General features: G+C 62.6%; 20 protein-coding genes, 1 pseudogene and 1 riboswitch. Of the genes and pseudogenes, 10 read left to right on the forward strand and 11 right to left on the reverse strand.

Translation table 11 applies throughout. The features are described from left to right. The first annotated feature begins 4 nt into the window (after positions 1-4). Positions 5-628 (forward strand): cob(I)yrinic acid a,c-diamide adenosyltransferase, encoded by a 624-nt coding sequence (cobO, locus tag HEQ16_01735; GenBank protein ID MCO4052784.1) that lies wholly within the window; start codon positions 5-7, stop codon positions 626-628. Continuing rightward, positions 625-2,091, forward strand: a complete 1,467-nt coding sequence (locus tag HEQ16_01740; GenBank protein MCO4052785.1) for a cobyric acid synthase — start codon at positions 625-627, stop codon at positions 2,089-2,091. The genes cobO and HEQ16_01740 overlap by 4 nt, the downstream gene beginning before the upstream one ends. On the opposite strand, the gene HEQ16_01745 is transcribed toward HEQ16_01740, so the two are convergent. Next, complete coding sequence (locus HEQ16_01745) at positions 2,077-3,051, reverse strand: cobalamin biosynthesis protein (GenBank protein MCO4052786.1); 975 nt, start codon at positions 3,049-3,051, stop codon at positions 2,077-2,079. The genes HEQ16_01740 and HEQ16_01745 overlap by 15 nt on opposite strands. Beyond that, entirely contained in the window at positions 3,051-3,941 is an 891-nt protein-coding gene (locus HEQ16_01750; GenBank protein MCO4052787.1) for an ABC transporter substrate-binding protein, read from the reverse strand. Before HEQ16_01750 ends, HEQ16_01745 begins: the two co-directional genes overlap by 1 nt. Between HEQ16_01750 and HEQ16_01755 the strand changes: the two genes are divergently transcribed. Further along, positions 3,933-4,967 (forward strand): threonine-phosphate decarboxylase, encoded by a 1,035-nt coding sequence (locus tag HEQ16_01755; GenBank protein MCO4052788.1) that lies wholly within the window; start codon positions 3,933-3,935, stop codon positions 4,965-4,967. The two genes, HEQ16_01750 and HEQ16_01755, sit on opposite strands and share 9 nt — an antisense overlap. Here the strand turns inward: HEQ16_01755 and HEQ16_01760 are convergent. From HEQ16_01760 to HEQ16_01775, 4 genes are all read right to left on the reverse strand, one after another. Then, positions 4,919-5,695, reverse strand: coding sequence for an ABC transporter ATP-binding protein (locus HEQ16_01760; GenBank protein ID MCO4052789.1), 777 nt, complete (start codon positions 5,693-5,695; stop codon positions 4,919-4,921). The genes HEQ16_01755 and HEQ16_01760 overlap by 49 nt on opposite strands. After that, positions 5,692-6,699, reverse strand: a complete 1,008-nt coding sequence (locus tag HEQ16_01765) for an iron ABC transporter permease (GenBank protein MCO4052790.1) — start codon at positions 6,697-6,699, stop codon at positions 5,692-5,694. Before HEQ16_01765 ends, HEQ16_01760 begins: the two co-directional genes overlap by 4 nt. 10 nt (positions 6,700-6,709) lie before the next feature. Further along, complete coding sequence (locus HEQ16_01770) at positions 6,710-8,713, reverse strand: TonB-dependent receptor (protein ID MCO4052791.1); 2,004 nt, start codon at positions 8,711-8,713, stop codon at positions 6,710-6,712. A gap of 47 nt (positions 8,714-8,760) precedes the next feature. Beyond that, a riboswitch (cobalamin riboswitch) is annotated at positions 8,761-8,967 on the reverse strand. A gap of 288 nt (positions 8,968-9,255) precedes the next feature. Next, the gene (locus tag HEQ16_01775; GenBank protein MCO4052792.1) at positions 9,256-10,098 is read right to left on the reverse strand and encodes a tripartite tricarboxylate transporter substrate binding protein; all 843 of its coding nucleotides are present in this window, start codon (positions 10,096-10,098) and stop codon (positions 9,256-9,258) included. A 64-nt stretch (positions 10,099-10,162) separates the two neighbouring features. Here HEQ16_01775 and HEQ16_01780 point away from each other — a divergent pair. After that, positions 10,163-10,474, forward strand: a pseudogene (locus HEQ16_01780) (transposase). Positions 10,475-10,539: 65 nt separating this feature from the next. Beyond that, the gene (locus HEQ16_01785; protein ID MCO4052793.1) at positions 10,540-12,132 is read left to right on the forward strand and encodes an AAA family ATPase; all 1,593 of its coding nucleotides are present in this window, start codon (positions 10,540-10,542) and stop codon (positions 12,130-12,132) included. 159 nt (positions 12,133-12,291) lie between these two features. Here the strand turns inward: HEQ16_01785 and HEQ16_01790 are convergent, their stop codons facing one another. Further along, positions 12,292-12,909, reverse strand: a complete 618-nt coding sequence (locus HEQ16_01790; GenBank protein MCO4052794.1) for a hypothetical protein — start codon at positions 12,907-12,909, stop codon at positions 12,292-12,294. 55 nt (positions 12,910-12,964) lie between these two features. Between HEQ16_01790 and HEQ16_01795 the strand changes: the two genes are divergently transcribed. Then, positions 12,965-14,031 (forward strand): IS630 family transposase gene (locus HEQ16_01795; GenBank protein MCO4052795.1). Its coding sequence is split into 2 segments (ribosomal slippage): positions 12,965-13,451 and positions 13,451-14,031, totalling 1,068 coding nucleotides; the frame shifts between segments, so codons are not numbered across the junction. A 6-nt stretch (positions 14,032-14,037) separates the two neighbouring features. Here the strand turns inward: HEQ16_01795 and HEQ16_01800 are convergent. The 4 genes from HEQ16_01800 to HEQ16_01815 form a co-directional block, all read right to left on the reverse strand. Then, positions 14,038-15,432: a relaxase/mobilization nuclease domain-containing protein gene (locus tag HEQ16_01800; protein ID MCO4052796.1), complete on the reverse strand. Its 1,395-nt coding sequence runs from the start codon at positions 15,430-15,432 to the stop codon at positions 14,038-14,040. A gap of 311 nt (positions 15,433-15,743) precedes the next feature. Then, positions 15,744-16,061, reverse strand: a complete 318-nt coding sequence (locus HEQ16_01805; GenBank protein MCO4052797.1) for a hypothetical protein — start codon at positions 16,059-16,061, stop codon at positions 15,744-15,746. Positions 16,062-16,807: 746 nt separating this feature from the next. Continuing rightward, the gene (tnpB, locus tag HEQ16_01810) at positions 16,808-17,152 is read right to left on the reverse strand and encodes an IS66 family insertion sequence element accessory protein TnpB (protein MCO4052798.1); all 345 of its coding nucleotides are present in this window, start codon (positions 17,150-17,152) and stop codon (positions 16,808-16,810) included. After that, the gene (locus HEQ16_01815; protein MCO4052799.1) at positions 17,149-17,532 is read right to left on the reverse strand and encodes a transposase; all 384 of its coding nucleotides are present in this window, start codon (positions 17,530-17,532) and stop codon (positions 17,149-17,151) included. Before HEQ16_01815 ends, tnpB begins: the two co-directional genes overlap by 4 nt. A gap of 186 nt (positions 17,533-17,718) precedes the next feature. On the opposite strand from HEQ16_01815, the gene HEQ16_01820 reads away from it, so the two are divergent. The 4 genes from HEQ16_01820 (at position 17,719) to HEQ16_01835 (ending at position 22,603) form a co-directional block, all read left to right on the forward strand. Beyond that, entirely contained in the window at positions 17,719-18,915 is a 1,197-nt protein-coding gene (locus tag HEQ16_01820) for a DUF932 domain-containing protein (GenBank protein MCO4052800.1), read from the forward strand. Between the two features lie 126 nt (positions 18,916-19,041). Continuing rightward, positions 19,042-21,171 carry a ParB N-terminal domain-containing protein gene (locus HEQ16_01825; GenBank protein MCO4052801.1) on the forward strand — a complete coding sequence of 710 codons (2,130 nt, stop codon included), beginning with the start codon at positions 19,042-19,044 and terminating at the stop codon, positions 21,169-21,171. 62 nt (positions 21,172-21,233) lie between these two features. Further along, positions 21,234-21,551: a hypothetical protein gene (locus HEQ16_01830; protein MCO4052802.1), complete on the forward strand. Its 318-nt coding sequence runs from the start codon at positions 21,234-21,236 to the stop codon at positions 21,549-21,551. Continuing rightward, a complete protein-coding gene (locus HEQ16_01835) occupies positions 21,551-22,603 on the forward strand; it encodes a DNA primase (protein ID MCO4052803.1) in 1,053 nt (350 codons plus the stop codon). Before HEQ16_01830 ends, HEQ16_01835 begins: the two co-directional genes overlap by 1 nt. Positions 22,604-22,622 lie beyond the last annotated feature (19 nt).

Genomic DNA, 22,622 nt, shown 5'->3' on the forward strand with positions numbered 1-22,622 from the left:
CACCATGACCGAAGCGACCGGCCTTGAGGCCAATACACGCCATGCCGAGAAGATGAAGAAGCACAAGGCGGCGAAGGACAAGATGCTGGCTGCCAAGGTGGCCGACAAAGGCCTGCTGATTGTCCACACGGGCACCGGAAAGGGCAAATCCTCGGCGGCTTTCGGCATGGTGTTTCGCCACATCGCGCACGAGATGCCGGTGGCGGTCGTGCAGTTCACCAAGGCACCCGACTGGGTGACCGGCGAAGCCATCATGCTGCGGCGCTTTCCGGAGTTGTGCACGTTGGAGATCATGGGCGAGGGTTTCACCTGGGATACGCAGGACAGGGATCGCGACATCGCGTCGGCCCGCACGGCCTGGGAGCGCGCCAAGGAACTGATCCGCGACGACCGCCACAAGATGGTGCTGCTGGACGAACTCAACATCGTCCTGCGCTATGATTACCTGCCGCTCGGTGAGGTGATCGACTTCCTCAAGGCTGAAAAGCCGGAAGGCAAGCACGTCGTCATCACGGGCCGCAACGCCAAGCCCGAACTGATCGAGATTGCCGATCTCGTCACCGAGATGACGTTGATCAAGCACCCGTTTCGCGCTGGCGTAAAAGCCCAGAAGGGCGTCGAGTTTTGAGCATGACGCCTGCCATCATGTTCATGGGCACGGGCTCGAATGTGGGGAAATCGACGCTTGTGGCCGGTGTTGCGCGTGCGCTGGTCCGGCGGGGCCTCCGCGTTGTACCGTTCAAGCCGCAGAACATGTCCAACAATGCTGCCGTCACTGTTGATGGCGGCGAGATCGGCAGGGCGCAGGCGGTGCAGGCCGTGGCGGCGCGTGTAGCACCAACGGTTCACATGAACCCCGTCCTGCTCAAGCCCGAAAGCGAGACGGGCGCGCAGGTCATCGTGCACGGAAAGCGCATCGGCTCGTTGCGTGCGATGGATTACGGCACGCGCAAAGCTACGCTTTTGCCGGCGGTTCTCGACAGCTTTGCCAAGGTCAGCGCTGGTGCCGACATTGTGCTGGTTGAAGGTGCAGGCAGCCCTGCCGAGATCAATCTGCGTGTCGGCGACATCGCCAACATGGGCTTTGCGCTGGCGGCGCAAGTGCCAGTAGCCCTAATCGGCGATATCGATCGCGGCGGCGTCATCGCCAGCCTTGTCGGCACGCACGCGGTGCTTGAGCCGGATGAACGCGCGCTGATCCGCACCTTCCTCATCAACAAGTTCCGCGGTGATGTCAGGTTGTTTGATGGCGGACTGACAGAGATCACCAAGCGCACTGGTTGGCCTTCACTCGGGGTCATCCCGTGGTTCGGCCAAGCCCACAAACTTCCGGCTGAAGACGCGCTCGATCTGGCAAGCCGTGGCGGTGGGGCAGGGCGACTGAAGATCGCTGTACCGATCATTGCCCGCATTGCCAATTTCGATGATCTCGATCCCCTGACGCAAGAGCCGGACGTGGAACTCAGGCTCGTGCAGCCAGGCGAGCCACTGCCTGGTGACGCTGATGTCATCATCCTGCCCGGCTCGAAATCCACCATCGGCGATCTGGCATTCTTGCGTGCCCAGGGTTGGGACATTGACCTGCAGGCCCATGTGCGGCGGGGCGGCAAGGTGCTCGGCCTGTGCGGCGGCCATCAGATGCTCGGCCGCCTGATCAGCGATCCGGATGGCGTAGAGGGTCCACCGGGAACAGTGGCTGGCCTCGGCCTTCTCGATGTCGAGACAGTACTGACCGGCGACAAGATCACAGCACCCGTGACCGCACGCGATCTGGCGACGGGCCAGATGATCCAGGGCTATGAAATCCATCTTGGCCGAACGTCAGGACCCGATTGCATGCGACCCGTGCTCGACATTGCGGGCAGGCCTGATGGTGCCAACAGCGCCAATGGGCGCATCGCTGGGACCTATGTCCACGGCCTGTTCGGCGCTGATGGGTTTCGAAGCGCATGGCTGGCAAGCTTCGGGCGCTCAAGCGAACTCAGATATGATGAGAGCATTGAGGCCACGCTCGATGCCCTGGCTGACCATTGCGAACAGCATCTCGATATTGATCAAATCATCACGATTGCGCGCTCACGCGGCCAGTAAGGCCAGCACGACAACCGACACGAATTGCAGCAGGCAGGCAGTGGCTAAGACGCGCAAGGCACGGGCAATGTCTGAAGCCGTCGCCTCTTTACGTCCATTCGCATTGAGGAATGGGTCATCGACCAGCCTGTCGCCATAGCGACGCGGCCCTGCAAGCGCGAGACCGAGCGCACCGGCCATGGCCGCTTCCGGCCAACCCGCATTGGGCGATTTGTGCAATCTGGCATCGCGCAGCATCACGTTCAGGGCATGTGCGGACGATCCACCTGCAAAGGTAGCAGCCAGCGCAACCAGCAGTCCTGCGATGCGAGCGGGAATGAGATTGACCCCGTCATCCAGCCTCGCTGCGGCCCAGCCAAACGCTTCATGGCGGGCACTGCGATGGCCGATCATGGAGTCCGCCGTGTTGATCGCCTTGTACAGAACTAGCCCTGGCAGACCGAAGAAGATAAACCAGAATACGGGAGCGACGACTCCATCGGAGAAGTTCTCGGCGGTGGTTTCGATGGCCGCACGCGCCACACCGGCCTCGTCGAGGCTGTCCGGATTTCGCCCCACGATCATCGCAACTGCCTGTCGTGCTTCATCGAGGCCGCCCGTCGCGAAGGCATCGCGGACACGCAAGACATGCACATACAGCGAGTTCTGCGCGATCAGTACCGAAGCGATCAGGCCTGTGGTCCAGGGGTGGCCCGGCAACGAGCGCAGCACAGCATCGAGCGCAAAGGCCACAGCACCCGAAATCACCAGAAGCAGCGCCAGAGCGATGCAGCCCATGATCCTGCGGCGGCTGAATGTCTGATTGTCACGGTTGAAGCATGAGTCCAGCCATCCGATCAGCCAGCCGAGCCACGTCACAGGATGCGGCCAACGTCGCCAGATCGCATCCGGATCGCCGATCACCGCGTCTGCTAACAGCGCGATCAAGACGACCAGCAGCGCGTCGGCTTGGAACAGCATCAGGGCGTTGTCGCTGAACGTGGTTTCAGGCGGCTGATCTGGCCTGCGAGGGCACGCATGGCATCAGCCAGCATTGGGCCGCCACAGATTGTCAAACGTTCGGGGATCACGATGCGGCGTTCAGGCGGAAACAGCGATTGAATCGCGGGATGCAGGAGAAGCGCGCGGCCTTGATCCTCCGCTTCGCCGTCGTCGCGCGAGATCAGGATGGCATCCGGCTTCAGCATCACAATCTGTTCCAGTGTGGTGCGCCCGCCCGTGCGGATGCCCAGTTCGGCTGCGGCATTCACCAGACCGGCTTGCGTGAGTAGTTCGGATATCAGCGAGTTGGAACCCGAAACCCATGCGCGGCGTGCCAGCGGCAAAACACGCAGTTTCTGCGCAGCAGCAGTGGTCCGAAGCTCAGCCAGCGCAGCATCGATCTCGGCATTGCGCTCCGCAGCCTTGACTGTCGCGCCCGTGATCTCGCCAAAGCGTGTGATTTGCCGTTTCGTCTCAGCCAATGTCCTGATCGGTGCAAACTCCTCAAGATTGACGCCGCGCGCCCGGATAAACTCGCGGGTCGCACGCTTGGTGAAAGTGCCCGACACCACAAGATCGGGCCTCAGCATCATGACCTCCTCCGCTGATCCTGACAGGATGGGCAGGCTCCCGGCACGTGCCGCCAAGAACGATCGACCGGCATCCGCCGCAAAAGGGCTAAGGCCAGCGATCTGTTGTGTTGGGGCTAGATCAAGCAGCAATTGATCGGTGCACATGTTGAGTGAGATCACGCGGGCGGGCTGAGGTGTCTGGGCTGCGGCTACACTGCCCATGAGCAGCAAGGTCGCACAGATCACGAAGGACTGGCGCAGCCTGTGCAGGAATGGCAAAGACCGCCCATGTTGCATGGTGGTGATCTCACGGGCGCGATGGCTCAGTTTGGTGGAGGGCGCGGCGGCTGGCTCGATCTGTCGACCGGCATCAACCCCCATCCCTATCCTTTGCCAGACATTGCGCCTCATTTCTGGCAGACACTGCCAACCCAGGGCGATCTTGATGCGCTGTTGAAAGCTGCGCGCGAGGCATATCGCGTGCCCGACAAGGCCAGCCTTGTCGCCGCCCCCGGCACGCAGGCGCTGATCCAATGGATGGCTCGTCTTGCACCAGTCGGCAGCACAGCCGTTCTTGGCCCCACCTACAACGAGCATGCCCGCGCGTTCAGGGATGCGGGCCGCGCTATCACCGAAATCAGCGATTTGGGCGACTGGCGCGGGCAGACAAACCTGATCGTGGTCAATCCCAACAATCCCGATGGGCGCTTGCTGCCCCAGAGTGCCTTGGCCGATCTCGCGACCGAGGCCGCGCGCCGCAGTGGCTGGCTCCTGATCGACGAGTCGTTTGTTGATGTCATGCCCGATGCAACCGCCGCGGAACTCTGTGTCGAGCAGCCGGTGGTGATCTTGCGCTCTTTCGGCAAGTTCTACGGTCTCGCAGGCGTTCGCCTCGGATGTGTGATTGCGTCGGACGAAATCGCATCCGGCTTCGCTGTTGCGCTGGGACCCTGGTCGGTTGCAGGGCCTGCTCTGGCCATCGGTGAAACTGCTCTTCAAGATCAGGCTTGGGCGGATGCCATGCGCGCGAGGCTGATGCAGGAGGCTGGTCAACTGGATGCCGTTCTGGTCAACGCTGGCTTCGAGATGATCGGCGGAACAGTGCTTTACCGATTGGTGCGACATCTGGAGGCGGCGGCCGTGCACGCGCATCTGGCGCACCATCACATCTGGGTTCGGAAGTTCGATTGGGATAGCGGCCTTCTGCGCTTTGGCCTGCCGGGAAGCGAGGCCAGCCTCGCCCGTCTTGAGCGCGCCCTGTTGGCGTTCGCACCTCACGCGAGGCCCCATGGCGTGACTACATTTTCTCCATCGACTGTCTGACGAAGCGCTCTCACGCCATAGACGCTGGCCATGCGCTCGTTGGTCAACACCTCAGCAGGCGAACCCTGAGCCACGATGCGGCCTTCGTGCATCAGCACAATCTCGTCGGCGAGGCGGCTGGCGAGTGCGATGTCATGCGTGACGGCGATGACCAGTGCACCCCGCCTGCTTTCAGCTTTAAGGTCCTGCATCACGGTGATCTGATGGCGCGGATCGAGCGATGCGGTCGGCTCGTCAGCGAGCAGGACATCGGCCTGCCCCGCCAGCACCCGCGCCAGCATCACGCGGGCGCGCTCGCCGCCGGACAACGTCATCACGGGTTGATCCGCAAACCGCATCGTGTCCGTGCGTGTCATTGCGGCATCGACAGCTTCGGTATGGACAGCGCTCATTCTTGCCGGATCGGCAAGGCCATGTGGATAACGCCCAAGCGCCACCACATCGCGGGCACTGAGTGGCCAATGGACCTGATGGCCCTGTGGCAGGTAGCCGATATGCTGCGCCCTCTGATGGCGACTGAGGTCAGCCAGAGATTGCCCGCCAAGCCGCACCGAGCCGCGGGCTGGCAAAAGGCCGGCCATGGCCTTGAGCAACGTGGTTTTTCCAGCTCCGTTCGGCCCAAGAAGGGCCACCAGCCGGGCAGCATCCAATGACAGAGTGACCCTGTGGACAATCTCGCGCCCACCGAGCGCAACACACACGCCATCAAGATCGAGTGCCACACTCATGTCACACCACCGGCAAGACTGCGGCGCTGGCGCATGATCAGATACAGAAAAAACGGCACGCCGATGATCGACGTCAGCACCCCGACCTTGATATCGCTTGTGGCAGGGATCAGCCTGACCGCAATGTCAGCCGACAGCAGCAGGCAAGCGCCCGTCAATGCAGCCGGAAGCATCAAACGCGCCGGGTCATGCCCGACCAGCGGGCGCATGAGATGCGGCGCGACCAGGCCGATGAACGAGATCGTACCGGCAACGGCAACCGATGCCCCCACACCGAGTGCGACACCCAGGATCACGAGCAGCCTGAGCAGATCCACATTGACGCCAAGGCTTTGCGCCGCCTCTTCGCCAAGTGTGAGCGCGCGAAAGGCACCGCGCTGAAGATATAACAACACCGCAGCAGCGAGGATGAAAGGCAGCGCCATCGTCACATGGCGCATGCTACGATCCTCCAGCGATCCGAGTAGCCAGAAAGCGATTTCCAGCGCTGCAAACGGGTTGGGCGCAAGGTTCATCGCCAATGCGGTTCCGGCCCCTGCCAGCGCGGACACTGCGAGGCCGGAGAGGATCAGGAGTAGCAGCGAGGCATTGCGGCCAGCCACGGCGATGAGCAGAAAAACCGATGCGAACGCGCCGCAGATCGCCGCCAGTGGCAAGCCCCATGAGAGCGTATCATTCCAGCCCAGCGCGATGGTCGAGACAGCGGCGAAAGCCGCTGTCTGTGGTGCGCCGAACAGCGACGGAGCCGCGAGCGGGTTGCGCAAGAGGCCCTGCATCGCTGCGCCCGACAGACCAAGAATGGAGCCGATGGCCAGAGCCAGAATGGCGCGAGGCAGGCGGATATCCCAGATGATCACGCCATGGACATCAGGACCAGAGCCCATCAAGCCAGACCAGACATCGGACGGCGTGAGCCTGACCGGGCCAACGCCAAGAGACGCCACGAACAGGCCCAATGCGAGCAATGCCAGCGCTGGGACGAGCCAATGCCGATGCGGGCTCACACCGAAAGCCTCACCATGTTGCCGTCAGCCCGGCATAAACCGCCCGGCCTGTGGTGCCAAAGTTGTAGACATCCTGATACTTGGCGTTGGTGATGTTCTCAACGCGCAAGGATGCCTTCCAGGTTTCGTTGAACTGGTAGGTCGCCGCCATGTCGAAGCGCGCATAGGGCGCAAGCCTGTCACGCTCGTTTGAGCGCGAGAAACGCTCGGATATCAGCGTCACTGACGGCTCGATCAGAAGTTGTGGCAGCGGGGTCCACTGCAGGGCCAGTCTGCCGGTGTGCTGCGGGCGGCGTTGCAGCGTCAGGTTTGTCGCCTCGTCCTTAGCATGCAGGTAGGTGTAGACCGCTGTTGCCGAGAGCTTGCCTTCAACAATTTCCGTCCGGGCGCTGGCTTCAAGACCTGAGGTCACGGCGCGATCGACATTGGAATAGCAGCGTGGCGCGGTCTGAGCCAGGCATCCAGCCGAGTTGTTGAACTGAACCAGGTTGCGGATGTTGTTCTGGAACACCGTGAGAGACAGCTTTATGCGGCCATCCAGCAGTGACTGGTCGATGCCTATGTCAAAACCGGTGCTGAACTCAGGCCTCAGATCCGGCGTGCCGACGACTGCGAAACGCTGGAAAAGGGTCGGCGCCTTGGCTCCTGTCCCGGCACTGGTGCGCAGAACAGTGCCGGTTTCCGGGATGCGGTAAGCTGCCGTGGCGCGCCAAGTGGTGAAGCCCTTCATATCACTAACTTTATCATGCCGGGCACCCAACGAAACGGTTAGACGCTCACCGACAGGCACTTGCCACAGGCCGAAAGCCGACATCGTATCTTGCTGCGCGGCTACATTACGAATGCGTGGCCCCGGTGTAGGCAGAACATTGGTCCCAAAGGTGTCCGCACTCTCACGCTCAATGCGAGCCCCCCCGATCAGCGAGCCAAACTGTTGCAGGCGCAAGGTTGCCTGATACTCGGCACCGGCACGATCCCCGATGAAGTCGCTCGTGGTCCGTGTCTCGCGCAGAGCACCGCCAGTCCGTGCCAGTGTTGACCCCACGAAGTGTCGTTCAGTGCGCGAAGCGAACAGCTGGATTGCGTGGGTCAAAGCCCCGTCCCACGTGTCGAGTTCAGCCCGCGCTGTGATCTGGTTCAGACGCCGCCTTGCCGAGCTGGTCGTATCAGGAAAGGTGGTCGCGCCGGGCGATGCGAGACCAGAGCCCGCATCCGTGTCAGCCCGCGTATCAACCGATAGAGCAGACAACTCGAAGCGGAAGCCAGTGCCAGGATCATATCCGATCCGACCATAGCCACCGAAACGCGTGAAGCCGTCGGCCTCCAGCTTTCCTGCGCGTACGCCATTGATGTTGTTGGCATTGCCAAGACGACCAATCCGGTAGCCATAGCGGGAGAAGCCGTCCGAGCGCTGCGCCGTGCCTGAAAAGGCGAAGCTCCATGGACCGATAGTTCCAGTGGCTGAGCCGACTGTGTTGATCGTGCCATAGCTTCCTGCTTCGACCCCGATGCTGAATGTGGGCTGGCCGCGCCCGCGTTTGGTGATGATGTTGACCACACCGCCGATGGCATCCGAGCCATACAGCGCTGATTGAGGGCCGCGCAGCACCTCAATCCTTTCAATCAGCGATGGTGCGATGATCGCGGCATCAAACTCGCCGCTGGCCTGGGCCGGGTCGTTGATGCGTACGCCATCGATCAAGACGAGCGTGTGGTTGGGGTTCGCCCCGCGCAGGCGAATGTCGGAGGTAGCCCCGGGGCCACCAGCCTCGGTGAGCGAGACGCCTGCCACGTTGCGCAGCACATCGACAAGCGACGTCGGATTTGTGCGCTCGATCTCTGCCCGCGGGATCACGGTGATGGCGCTGCCCGTGCGCTGGATAGCGGTCGGCAGCCTGTTGGCTGTGACTGTGACTTCCAGTACCGGCTCGGGAACTTGCTGCGGCGATGTTTGGGAATGGGCCGGGAGAACGGCAACGAATGACACAATAACAATCGGCGTGGCACGCGCCACGCGAGACCGACAAGACATGTTTCCTCCAACGGCCCGCCGCCGTGGTTTGGGTTGCACATGCTTTTGGCCGGTCTCCTGGCTTGCGGCTCAGACGCTGATCTCGCCCTTCCCGACCCTGAGAGGTCAGTGGTGATGCAAAACCAACTCGCCACTTACAGTTGCGGGGGCAGCAGCCGAATGATGCCCGAAGACACGCACGGCATTCCCTGTTTCACCTCTCCCTGACGAGAGGCACCGAAAGCAGAATTGATTAAGCACCTAGGCAGCCGGGTGGCAAGGAGTGTTTCGTTTGACAGTGGTCAACCAACGCTGCGTCAGACCTGACGTGCTTTCGCCGCGTCCGTCCGAGATCTCCGGCGGCTAAGCTCAGCAAAAGGACAACATCAGCCTATGGCGCACCATGGTTGATGAGCGTGGACTACCCCTACTTCTCATCAGCCATGACCGCGATCTGACTGGTGCCATCACCGATAATGTCATAATTCTCGGAGCCCACTGGCCGACCAACAGCGCCGGTTGATCAAGCCGGTGCAGCGAGCGGATCAGGAACGACCCACCGCCTGCCTGACTACCGGAATCCATTTCGCCCGCTCTGCTGCATAAAATGCATCGACCTCGCCTGGCTTCCAGCACGGGAAGTAGCTCGATGCCAATGCGTCAAGCCGCTCACGAACTGGGGGCATTGCAAGCACTGCGGCTATGTCAGCGTTGATCCGATCTGCAATCGCCTGCGGCAAACCGATGGGCGCAGCGATCGAATTCCAGGTTTGCGCTTCGAAACCCGCCAGCCCGGCTTCTGCAACAGTCGGGATATCCGGTGCTGCGGCGCTGCGCTCGCGCGATGTGATGGCAAGGCCACGCACCATGCCCGACCTGATCTGCGGGATCGCTGTCACCGCCACGTCGAACATGTGGACAAGGCGACCGGCAATCACGTCCTTCATGGCATCGGACCCGGCATTGTAGGGCACGTGCTCGATCTGCACGCCGGCCGCTCGGGCCCACAGCATCCCCGTCACATGCGTCGTTGTGCCGATCGGGCCCGATCCATATTGCACCTTTCCAGGGCTCGCCTTCAGGCTGGCAACATAGTCCTGCATCGTCCTTGCCGGATTGTCCGCCTTGACCGTGAGGATCATTGGCACGGCGTTCATCATCGCGACGCCGCGCAGAGTTTTCGGCAGATCGACCGGCATCGGATCGAACGTCGCCATGTTGAATACCAGTTGCGAGGATGTACCGACCAGCAGCGTGTGGCCATCGGCAGCAGCATCGGACACCATCTCGGTCGCGCGCATACCGGAGTTCTGCGGCATGGCCTCGAGCACGATACGCTGGCCGAGGCGCTTCTCCCATTCTGCCGCGTGTTCCCCGTCAGCATCCATGAGACAGATTTGAGGCCTTCACGAAGGGAGGAATTCTGGTTCATCGTAGCCGCAAGGAGCGAAGATGAAACAGAAGTCCGGGCCGGACAAAGCGCCGGCAGAGCAAGTGCTGAAGGATATCCGGCGTCAGACGCGTCGGCAGTATTCGGCTGAAGAGAAGATCCGCATCGTTCTGGAAGGGCTGCGGGGCGAGGAGAGCATCTCGGAGCTTTGCCGCCGCGAGGGGATCGCCGCCTCGATGTGCTATGGCTGGTCCAAGGAGTTCCTTGAGGCTGGCAAACGGCGGCTAGCTGGCGACACGGCCCGTGCTGCGACCTCGGACGAGGTGAAGAACCTGCGTCGTGAATCGACTGCCCTGAAGGAGGTCGTGGCCGACAATCGAGCTAGCCAAACGACCGTACGCAGGCTTTACTCCTCAGCGTGATTCCGAGGGTCTTGGCCATGCGTCTGCTCAATACCCATATCACCAAGTTCCGCCGGTTTGCTGATCTGACCATTCGGGATATTCCGGCTAGTGCCAAGCTGGTGGTGCTTGCTGGCCCGAACGGATCCGGCAAGTCTTCGCTCTTTGACGCTCTGCTTCTACGTTACCGCATTGCGGCGGGATACAGCTGGGCCGGCGATGCCAAGTACTATGATCGGCCGCAGGATCCGTTCGTCGACCTCACCGCTAGGATCTCCGTCACCACCGACACCGGCAACTTCGCCCGGGGCAACCTTTACGTCCGGTCAGCGTATAGGAACGATCCTGAATTCAATACGGATACCCTCCGCCGGCAGGGAGCCATCCTCGACACAAATAGCTTAAATCGGCTGATCGAGCCCGACGCCACAGTTAGCGTTAACTACCAGCGTCTTGCCTCCCAAGCGATGGAGGACATCTTCGTCAACGAAAAGGCGGGGACAACCGTGGGCGACTACCGCGAGAAGGTGATCGGCGAGGTTCGGTCACCATTGAAGCGGTTGTTCCCTGATCTGACCTTGGTCGGTGTTGGCAATCCTCTCAGCCAGGGCACCTTCCAATTCGACAAGGGCACCTCTAAGGGCTTCGACTACAAAAACCTCTCTGGTGGCGAGAAGGCCTCCTTCGACCTGATCCTCGATTTCGTGGTCAAGCGGCGCAGCTTTGCGGATGCGATCTACTGTATCGACGAGCCGGAGACCCACATGAACACTCGCCTTCAAGCGGCGCTCCTAGGCGAACTGGTGGGTCTGCTTCCCGGCAACTCTCAACTCTGGATCGCTTCACACTCGATCGGGATGATGCGGAAAGCGCGGGAATTGTACGATGCCGATCCGGCGTCGGTGGCCTTCATAGATTTCAGCGGTCACGACTTCGACCAAGTAGTAATTCTCTCGCCGAGCAGGCCCACACGCGCTTTCTGGGAGGGTGTGATGCACGTCGCCCTCGACGATCTCGCTGCGCTCATAGCGCCCAAGCAAGTGATCATCTGCGAAGGCAACCCAAGGGGCGCGGTACTAGGGAAGAACACTGAGCACGATGCTCGGATCTACGAAGCGATATTCGCCGACGAGATGCCCGACACCGCCTTCATTTCTGCCGGCAATTCGAAGGAAGTACAGGACGATTTTATTGGATTGGCAACGGTGCTACCAAAGCTGACCTCAGGCATGAAAATCACCCGCCTGATCGATCTGGACGACCACGCCGCGACCGACGTCGTCGCCTTCAAGAGCAGCGGCATAAATGTTCTGAGCCTTCGACATCTCGAAGCCTACCTTTACGACGACGAAGTGTTGAACGCTCTCTGCGACTCGGTCGGAAAGCCCGAGAAAGCGGCGGAATTACTCGCCGCCAAGGCCGCCGCGATCGCCAGCGTAGTAAGCCAGGGCCATCCCGCAGACGACATCAAGAAGGCCGCAGGCAGCATCTATGTCGAGGCCAAGAAGATACTGTCGCTCACGCAGGTGGGCAACGATGCCCCGGCGTTCGCACGGAACACGCTGTCCAAGCTGATCAAGCCCGGCCTGGCCATCTATGACAAGCTGCGCAAGGACGTATTTGGGGTCTGACCAGACTTTGGCCAATTATTATCAACGAATGTCCGCTTGGACCGCTATGCAGTTGTTCACCCCTTGATACCTGCCGTTCCGCTTCCGGCCCCAAAGCTGCCGTACCTGCAGCACCGAACATAACTATCAACCACCCATCACCGATACCGTGGGGCGCCATCAGGACTGCGGCTTCATCCGCGCCGATCCTTCCGTCTGCCTGGCCGCCTCCTGCTCTCGTTCAATGTCCTTGCGCACCTGCTCCTGACGTTCGCGCAGGGCTTGGATCGCTTCTGAACTGTTCCCATCAGTTCTGAGGGTCTGTGTCGGCTTCCGCTCGACATCCCGTACAGCACGGCCCGCCTCAATAGCCTGAGCCCACTCGCGTTCAGCTCGATCCTGCAGGGCGCCCTCAATCCGCTGAGCATTTGCACGATCATCCAATGACTCAGCCGCTATTCGCCCAGACTCACCTTGCCGGTTTGTCTGCCGCTCGACCATCGCCGACCGTGCCTGCTCAGCCTCACGCACTTCCTTGATCGCCACCGCCCTCGCCTCTTGCAACAGCCGGTTTGCCGCGCTGCCAGCAAGACCAACCACCGCATCCGGACTGATGCTCTGAACACCCTGTTCCTTCTGCCGCTGCAGATCGAGCCGCCCGGCCATGATTTCGAGGTACTCGCCGCTGCGCTCGGTGAACACCTTTCGGCTTTGGGGCGGCAGCTTTTCCGCGACCGTGTTGACCAGCTTGTTGAGGGTCTGGAGGTCTGATACCAAAGGCCCTTTGACCTGACTCACCGAGGGTTCCCAAACTGACTGCGGCGTGATTCAAAGTGCGTGGAGGACCCACGCCATGCCGAAGGTTGTCGAGATCAAGCCGAGCCATACTCCCGCCGAGCTGCGCCGCCTGGCGGCATCGGGCAAGGATGCGAACCAAAGTCGACGATTGCTGTCCATCGCTGCGGCGCTGGACGGGATGAGCCGGGCGGAGGCCGCCAAGATCGGCGGCATGGACCGCCAGACGCTACGGGACTGGGCGCATCGGTTTAATGAGCAAGGCCCTGCCGGGTTGAAGGACAACCGTCGCCGGGGGAACCCAAGACGTCTGTCGCAGGCGCAACTGGTGGAGCTGTCCGAGATCGTCGAGACCGGCCCCAACCGCGCTGTAGACGGCGTGGTGCGCTGGCGGCGGATCGACCTGCAACGTGTCATCGCGGACAAGTTCAAGATCGCGTATCACCAGCGCAGCATCGGCAAGCTGCTGAAGCACCTGGGCTTCTCGCACATCAGCGCCCGGCCACGGCATCCCGGGCAAGATGGCGAGGTCATCGCGGCTTTTAAAAAAACTGGCCCAACACGCTCGCGGCGCACATCAAGGGCGTGACGCGCAAGACGAAGATCGAGATCTGGTTTCAGGATGAGGCCCGCATCGGCCAGAAGAACGGGCTCGTCCGGCAATGGGCGAGGCGCGGCACAAGACCTACCCAGCCTGCCGACCAACGCTATGAGAACGCCTATCTCTTCGGTGCCATCTGCCCCGAAAGAGGCGTGGGCGCGGCCCTCGCTTTGCCCCATGCTGACACCGACATGATGCAACTGCATATCGACGAGATATCCCTGCACGTCGCCAAAGGCGCTCATGCCGTGCTGCTGCTGGATCGAGCCGGATGGCACATCACCGGCGACCTGAACTGGCCGAAGAACATCACGCCGATCCTGCTGCCCTCGCGCGCGCCGGAACTGAACCCCGTGGAGAATATCTGGCAGTATCTGCGTGCCAACTACCTCTCGAACCGCGTCTTCGAGACATACGCCGACATCATCAATGCAGCCTGCGAGGCCTGGAACAGGCTCACCGAAAGGCCCGACGTCATCACATCAATCGGGATGCGCCACTGGGCGCAAACAGGTCAGTTGTAAGGGCCGTTAGTATGAGGTCATCTTTGCTGCCGTGATCGCCATGGCGTTTTCCTCCTTCTGATAGGCCTTGGTTGTTTGTTCCACGGTCGTCAGCACATGCCCCGCCGCAAACGACAGACTGAGCCGATTGGTCATGTTGAGCGCAATCGCATTGCCCGGCTCCTGTTTTGCTGTTGCCGACCAGGCCCCGAGACTGGCATTCACCACTTGCCATTGCCGCTCGGTGACGGGGATGCGCACCGGGTTGCTTCGCGCCGTCTCGATGCGGCGGCGAGCATTGGCGATCATGGCAGCATTGGCGGGGCGTTCCGAATAAGCGATGTCGCGGTCTTCACGACCAGCACGCGGCCGGTCGGCGGCATCTACGATCGCCTTGTCCTTCGCGCCATAAGACTGTGACGATGCCCGCTCCATGGCGCCGGTCGCCGTAATCTTGAGCCCATTCGTCTGCGCTGCCTCAGCAAATCCCGTGCGCCATCCCACAAATGTCTGCCGGTTCGGATGGATCTTCACGCCGTTCTCATCACGCATCGCGACAATGGCATGGGCGTGGATATGCCCGTCGGTCTCGCGATCCGTGTGCAGCGCGAACATGAATTTATGATCGGCGAACTGCGCGTGCAGGAATTCCCGCGCGGCATTCCGGAAGCGCTCGTGATCAACCCCGGCTTTGGACGAGATGATCAGATGCATCGTGTCGCGCGGGGTTTGCGAGCGCAGCTGCTCCTTCCAGGCCTGCGCCGTGGCTCGCACGTCTGCCGCGTTGCTGACCGTCCCGCCATCCGAGCGCTGCGCTGGCCCACGATCGGCAAGCTGGTTCAGCCGGTGCGTCAACCCGTCGACACCATGCGCGGCCGTGCCCGGCTCGACCGACAACCGATAGGCGGCAATGCCGATCGCCTCGACCCTGGCATGGATCGCCGCCTGGCTCCTGGCGTCGAGCACGCGCAACTGGAACCCGTCTTCCTCGCTGCCGACACGTTGTTCGGTGATCCGGAACCGTTCCGCCTTGCCCTCTTCGTTGCGACCGGCCAGCACCGTCACCACACGCGCCTCGATCGATCCATCGCGCACGGCATCGATGCGCATGGCATGGACATGGCCCCTGAACACCACAGCCACCGTGTCTTCCAGCTTCGCCCTATCTTCGGGAGTGTCCTTCAATCCGGCTACCGCCACTCTCACACTCGCCGCATCCTGGCTCTTGGCCCGTTTCTCAAAGTCTTGCGCCCAGCGCTTCATCTCGACCGCGACAGCCTCGCGATCGGTCAGCATCATCCCTTCATGGGTTTCCAGCGGCGCATCCTCGCGCAGCACATAATCGGCAGTGGCGGCGGCGCGCGCTCCGCCGCTGGCGAACGAAATCAGCTTCACCACCGCCGGCGAATATCCCTGGGCCATCAGCCTCTGCGAAGCGCCGTTACCGCCAGAGCCGCTGCCGTCACTCGACCGGCGTGACCCTCCCCCATCGACAACGACAGACCGCGGCGCGCCCTTGCCTGTCTTGGCGCTCTGCAACTCGTCGCCTCGCCACAACGCCATCCCGATGCCGGCAGAGGGAGCCCCGCGCCCACTACGTCCTGCGCCGCCGCTAGCCCCCTGCCCCAAGAGACTGGCGCCGGTGCCGCCCGACATCCGCGCCTGCCGGCCACGCTCTTCATCGGCAGCCGCCGCAGACAGCGCCTCGATCCAGCCGGTGATCTCATCACTGGTCATGAGGATCGCTCCACCGATCCCAGTTGCGCCGCGCGCCTGAGGCCACTGCCATAGGCCAGCGTCATGGCGGTGAGCTCGCCATCGATGGCGCTGATCCGTCGATGCAGGATTTCAAAGATAGGCCGCGTATCCTCAAGCCGAACCGCACGCCCTTCGTTGATGGCCTTGACCACCTGGGCGAGGTTCCTGCCGACCGCACGGATTTGTCCGCTGAGCTCTGCGACCGTCTCTGCATTATCCCGCGACAGCGCCGGACCAACATCCAACGCCGCCCTGATCAGCCGCCGCGTCACCTCAGCTTGATGACAGACCAAGCCGAGCCGATGCTTCCACCAGCAGCCGGTGAATCCGCTTCATCCAGATCGAGGCGATGCCGCTTGGCGCCCATGACAACCTCCACCACCGAAGTTTGTCCCACAAACTGCTATCTTGTCAATATAGAAAAGCAATAGCCCCATGCTGAAATCAATCTACATTTTTCGAACGGCGCAAATCGACAATCAACCCGGTCCATAGACATTCAATCGTACGGCGTACATGATCAGATATATGTATAATTGGACTTTTATACTGTCATACCGTTATGCGGTCGTCATGTATCACCATTTAACCGGAAAACCGTATTGCTGGAATACGGCCATACGGGACATGACAATCGGCACATGGGATAACGGTCGTTGCGTTTTCCGGTCAAACCGTATCCCCGGTTTCCCAGAAAACAGGACCACCGGAGGCCAGTGATCGAGGATCGCAGGTGTTTTGCGGTTTCACCGGCCGACAGGTTCACCGCAATACGGGACCGCTGTCACACTGGACGACCGGAGAACAGGACGCCGGTCATCCAGTGTCCCGGGCTTGCCCGCAAACCGTCATGTGGTTTTCCAGCAAAACAGCAATCCGCCAAAACGTTCATTATGATAAACCAATAGACCATTTTGCTGTATTCCTGTAATCAGGAATCATCGTTTAACAGGCATGCGGTCAGACCGTCTCCCCGTTCTGGTTCATGGTCGATTGGAGGTCGCATCGGTGCCGCGCACGCTTGCCCTCATCACCGACATCATCCCGTCAGCAAGGGTCGCCGCACCTTTGTCGGACGGATCTTCTTCCAGTCCATCCCGGCCAGAAGAGCCATCAGCTGCGAATGGTCCAGGCGAATGCGAGCCGCCGATAGGGCAGGCCAGCAAAAGCCTTGCTCCTCAAGCGTCTTCGAATAGAGACAAACGCCGCTGCCATCCCACCACACGATCCGAACACGGTCCGCACGTTTCGACCGAAACACGTAAAGCGCGCCGTTGAACGGGTCGAGGCCGCCATCCCGGACAAGCACCATCAGGGATGCGGCACCTTTACGAAAGTCGACGGGCTGGCACGACACGTAAACGACGACACCCAGGCCAATCATGCTTTGCGCACCGCCCTCAGTATCACGGTCAGATGATCCGCATCGATGTCGCCGCCAACACGGACAACCGTATCCCGAATGACAATCTCCACAGCCCAGTTGCCAGCCGCCTCGACGCGCGCAAACTTCACCTCATCGTGCGCAACGGGCATGGCTTTGACCGCCCCGGATGCCCGGGCCTGTCGCCGCCATCCATAAAGCTGCGAAGGGTCAACCCCGGCAGAACGCGCAATCGCCGAAACATTCGCACCAGGCAACAGCGTCTGGGAAATCAGTCGTGCCTTCTCGTCGACCGACCAATCACGTAGCCTGCGCCTCGTCCGCACCGGCGCTGCCGTCAAAACCTCAAAAACTCGATCTTGATTCATACTCTCGCTCATAGGATTCCCCACATGATTCACCGGGAAAATGAGCGATCAGAACACCAAAAGATACGTGGGGTTGCCTACACGCTTACCTTTGAGGCTTCGCGACCTCCCTCAAGAGTAAGAGTGCAAGCCGGGTGTGCCGTGACGGGTTGAGTGTCGAGAGAGAGGCTCTCGGCCAGCACGTCATGGAGATGAGTCATGACCGAAGTGGAGATCCTGGGTACCTCGCCTGCGCGCAGCGGCGGCTACAAGGTGGATGTGTCGAAGGGGGAGCGCGTTGGGCGCGTCTCCTCCGAATGGTTCTCACGGCCCGACGACGAGCGCTTCTTGTCGCTCGACGAACTGATGGCGTCTGTGCGCGGCCGGGCCGAACGCAGCACGACGCGCACCGTGGATAGCGCAGTTGTGCGAGTCGAGGCGAGCCGGGAGGATCCCGAGCGTCTCGCGTTGATACTGCCGGGGGCAGACGCGCCGGTAGCGCCCACCCACTGGAGCTTCGGCCAGCTCGCCAGCCTCGTCGGCGCGCCGGCCTCGTATCTGCGCCAGCTTCCGGCGGCGCTCGCCGGCATCAATCTGCAGTACGGTCTCTCGTCGCACCGTGCCGAGCAGATCAAGACGCTGGAGGCACGAAACGGGCGGACCGAGCTGCGCGCCGTTACCGGCCCGGACTACGGCCGCATTTACGACCATGAACTCGTCTCGGCTGTGCAGCGCATAGCCGGCAACGGCACGGGCGACACGCGCTGGAAGGTGCCGGGCGTGCTCGACTGGCGCACAGGCGTCTACAACCCGCATGTGGATGTGAGCCGAGACACCACCACCCTCTACGCCTCCGACCGCGACGTCTTCCTCTTCCTGGTCGACGACCTCAACCCGATCGAGGCTGGCTGGCTGCCCGATGGCTCGCCGGACCTCTATTTCCGGGGCTTCTACTGCTGGAACTCGGAGGTCGGCGCCAAGACGCTCGGCATCGCCAGCTTCTATCTCCGAGCGGTGTGCCAGAACCGCAATCTCTGGGGCGTCGAGGACTTCGAGGAGATCACCATCCGGCACTCGAAATATGCTGCGGGGCGCTTCGCCCATGAGGTGGCGCCAGCGCTTGTGCGCTTCGCCGACTCTTCGCCGATGCCTTTCGTCAACGGCATCCGGCAAGCGCGCGAGCGGATCGTCGCGCGCACGTATGAAGACCGCACCGAGTTCCTCAGGAAGCGCGGCTTCAGCAGGGGCGAGACCGCGAAGATCATCGAGACCGTTCTCACCGAGGAAGGCCATCCGCCGGCTTCGGTATTCGACTTCGTTCAAGGCATCACGGCAGTGGCACGCACCAGGCCCCATCAAGACGCCAGGCTCGAGCTCGAAGGCCGGGCGAAGAAGCTTCTGGATCGTGCAGCGTAAGAGTTGCCCCTGACAAGTCTGCTCCCCGCGGTCCGTCCCTTCCGAGGAAGAGGCGGGCCGCGGGCTTCGTGACGGGTTGAATGGTCGAGAGAGAGGCTTTCGGCCGACCCGCCATGGAGAACGGCCATGTCGACCAAGACCAAGTCCCCCAAGGGTTCGAGCCCGAAGATCGCTCTCAGCGCCTCGCGAGACATTCCCTTCGACCGGCTGGTGTTAAGCCAGTCCAACGTCCGGCGCATCAAGGCGGGCGTCGCCATCGAGGAGCTCGCCGAGGACATCGCCCGGCGCACGTTGTTGCAAAGCCTGACCGTGCGCCCCGTGCTCGACGAGAACGGCGCGGAGACGGGCATGTTCGAGGTGCCCTCGGGCGGTCGGCGCTACCGGGCGCTGGAGCTGCTGGTGAAGAGCAAGCGCCTTGCCCGCACCGCGCCCATCCCCTGCGTTATCCGCACCGAGGGGATCGCGGAGGAGGACTCGCTCGCCGAGAACATCCAGCGTGCGCCGCTTCACCCGCTCGACCAGTTCCGCGCCTTCCAGACCCTGCGCGAGAAGGGGCAGAGCGAGGAGGAGATCGCGGCGGCCTTCTTCATCTCGGTGGCGGTGGTGAAGCAGCGCCTCCGGCTCGCCGCTGTCAGCCCGCGCCTCCTCGACGTCTATGCTGAGGACGGCGTCACGCTGGAGCAGTTGATGGCCTTCACGGTCAGCCCCGACCATCAACGCCAGGAGCAGGTCTGGGAGGCCGTGCAGCGCTCCTACTCAAAAGAGCCCTACACGATCCGGCGTATGCTCACGGAAGGGGCGGTGCGCGCCTCCGACAAGCGGGCGCAGTTTGTCGGTGCCGAGGCCTATGAAGAGGCGGGCGGGATCATCCTGCGTGATCTGTTCCAGTCGGACGAGGGCGGCTGGTGGCAGGACGTCCGCTTGCTCGACCGGCTCGTAGTAGACAGGCTCGAGCGAGAAGCCGATGTCATCCGCACTGAGGGCTGGCGCTGGGTCGAGGCGCTTCCCGAATTCCCCTACGGCCACAGCTACGGCCTGCGCCACCTCCAGGGCGAGGCCGAGCCGTTCACCGAAGCGGAGCTGGCCACCCGCGAGGCGCTACAGACCGAGTACGACGCGCTCGAAGCGAGTTGCGAGGGCCTCGACGAGATTCCGGATCAAACCGACCAGCGCCTCGCCGAGATCGAGACGGCCTTGGCCGCCTTCGACCATCGGCCGCTTGTCTATGGCACGGAAGAGATCACCCGCGCCGGCGTATTTGTCTCGATCGACGGCTCGGGCAGCTTGCGCGTCGAGCGCGGCTTCGTGCGGCCGGAAGACGAGCCGCCGGTGGAGGCACCCGAACCGGAGACAGGAGAGACTGTCGCCGAGGCTGATGATGTTCGCAATGTTACCGTCGCCGCCCGCATGGACGGTCCTGCCGAAATCGTCGCAGCGGAGCCCGAGGAGGACGAAGGCGTCCGACCGCTCTCGGATCGGCTGGTGATGGAGCTCACCGCGCATCGCACCGTTGCGTTACGCGAGGCGCTGGCGAATGACTCGGACATCGCCTTCGTCGCGGCGCTGCACGCGCTGACACTTCGGCTTTTCTACCGCTACAACCTCGACAGCTGCGTCGAGATCGAACCGAAGAGCGCGGCCTTCACCGCGCAGGCGGCAGGCCTCGGTGACACCGCTTCGGCGCAGGCGATCGAAGCGCGGCACGCAAGGTGGGCGGAAGCGCTGCCGAAGGAACCGGGCGAGCTCTGGGATGTCTTGACCGGCTTCGACGGCGACAGCCGCCAAGTCCTCTTCGCCCATTGCGTCGCGCTCACGCTCAACGCGGTTGCCGAGCCCTACAATCGGCGACCCAAGGCGCTGGCGCACGCCGACCGTCTGGCCGAAGCGCTCGACCTCGACATGGCGGCCGCCGGCTGGAAGCCCACGATCGAGGGCTATCTCGGGCGCGTCACCAAGGGCCGCATTCTTGAAGCCGTGCGGGAAGCCAAGGGCGCGCGTGCGGCCGACCGCATCGCGCATATGAAGAAAGCCGAAATGTCGGAGGCGGCCGAAGCGCTGCTCGCCGATACCGGCTGGGTGCCCGAGCCGCTGCGCACGCCCGGGCAGACCTTCGGCGTTGAGACGCAGACTGACGGCGAAGGCGAAGGCGAAGTGCAACCAGCGGGGATCGGCGGGGAACCGGCTATCGACGCTGAGGCCGACGACGACGAGACTGAGCCTGCGCCTCCTCCCCAGGTTGCCATCGCCGCAGAATAACAAGCCCCTACGCAGTCTCGCGGGTCCGCCTCACGGCGGGCCCTTTTTTTTGGAGGTCGGCCATGGACCATAATCGGTCATCGTCTGCCGGGGAACTCACCCGTGCGCTTGCGCGGAATGCCGAGGTTGTCTGTCGACGTTACCTGTCAAACGGCCGCCGGCAGGGCCGATATTGGCTCGTCGGTGACGCCCAGAATATGCCGGGGCGAAGCCTGTTTGTGCGTCTCACCGGGCCTGACAGCGGCAAAGGCGCAGCCGGCAAGTGGACAGATTATGTTGCTGCGCGGGTTATGTTGCGCTCCGGCGAACAGGCCGTATTTTTCGGGGGATCGGCAGCTTCTCCGCAACATAATCCCAGCCTGCCTGGGAGGATCGCGTGATGTCCCGCGATGCTTCCGAGCTGGCGCGTCGGCTCGCCCGCGACGCCGAGGCGGTGTGCCGCCACTACCTCTCGAGGGGGCGACGTCAAGGCCGTTACTGGATGGTCGGCGACGTGCGCAACACGCCGGGGAGGTCGATGTTCGTCCGGCTCACCGGGCCAGATGCCGGACCTGGCGCAGCTGGTCGATGGACCGACGCCGCCGAAGCCACCTATGGCGATCTGCTCGACGTCATCCGCGAGAGCTGCGGGTTCGCCGAGTTCCGGGATGCCACCGAGGAGGCGCGTCGCTTCCTCGGCCTGCCTCGGGCTGACCCGCGGCCCATCACGACGCCCGTTCACGCTGACGTTCCCGCAGGATCGCCCGAAGCGGCGCGTCGGCTGATCGCCATGTCGCAGCCGATCAGCGGGACGCCCGTGGAGACGTATTTGCGCAGGCGCTGCATCAGGGCCGTCCACGACGCGGGCGCGCTCCGCTTCCATCCATGCTGCTACTACCGTCCAGACGACCACTCACCGACCGAGATCTGGCCAGCGATGATCGCGATCGTCACCGATCTCAAGGGCCGCACCACCGGCGTGCATCGCACCTGGCTGGCGCCGGACGGCTCCGGCAAGGCGCCGATCGACACGCCGCGACGAGCCATGGGCGGTCTCCTCGGTCATGCCGTACGCTTCGGCGCGGTCGGCGACGTCCTCGCCGTCGGCGAAGGCATCGAGACGATGCTGTCCCTGCGCTACGCCCTGCCAACCTTGCCGATGGCCGCCGCGCTGTCCGCCAACCACCTCGCCGCCCTGCTGCTCCCAGCGACGCTGCGTCGGCTCTACGTCGCCCACGACGCCGATGCCGCAGGCGGCGTCGCGCTCAGGACCCTGAGTGCGCGCGCCGAAGCAGAAGGCGTCCAGGTGCTCGTGCTGTCCCCGCGGTTGGGCGACTTCAACGATGACCTCCGCGCCTTCGGCCTCGGTGCGCTGCGGGCGGCGCTGCGAAGCCAACTCATGCCGCAGGACGTCATCCGCTTCGCACGCCGCCGACCGGCCGGGACGAGCTGATCGCCAGAAGAGCCCGAAC

The sequence above is a fragment of the Bosea sp. (in: a-proteobacteria) genome (assembly GCA_023910605.1).
Taxonomy (GTDB): Bacteria; Pseudomonadota; Alphaproteobacteria; order Rhizobiales; family Beijerinckiaceae; genus Allobosea.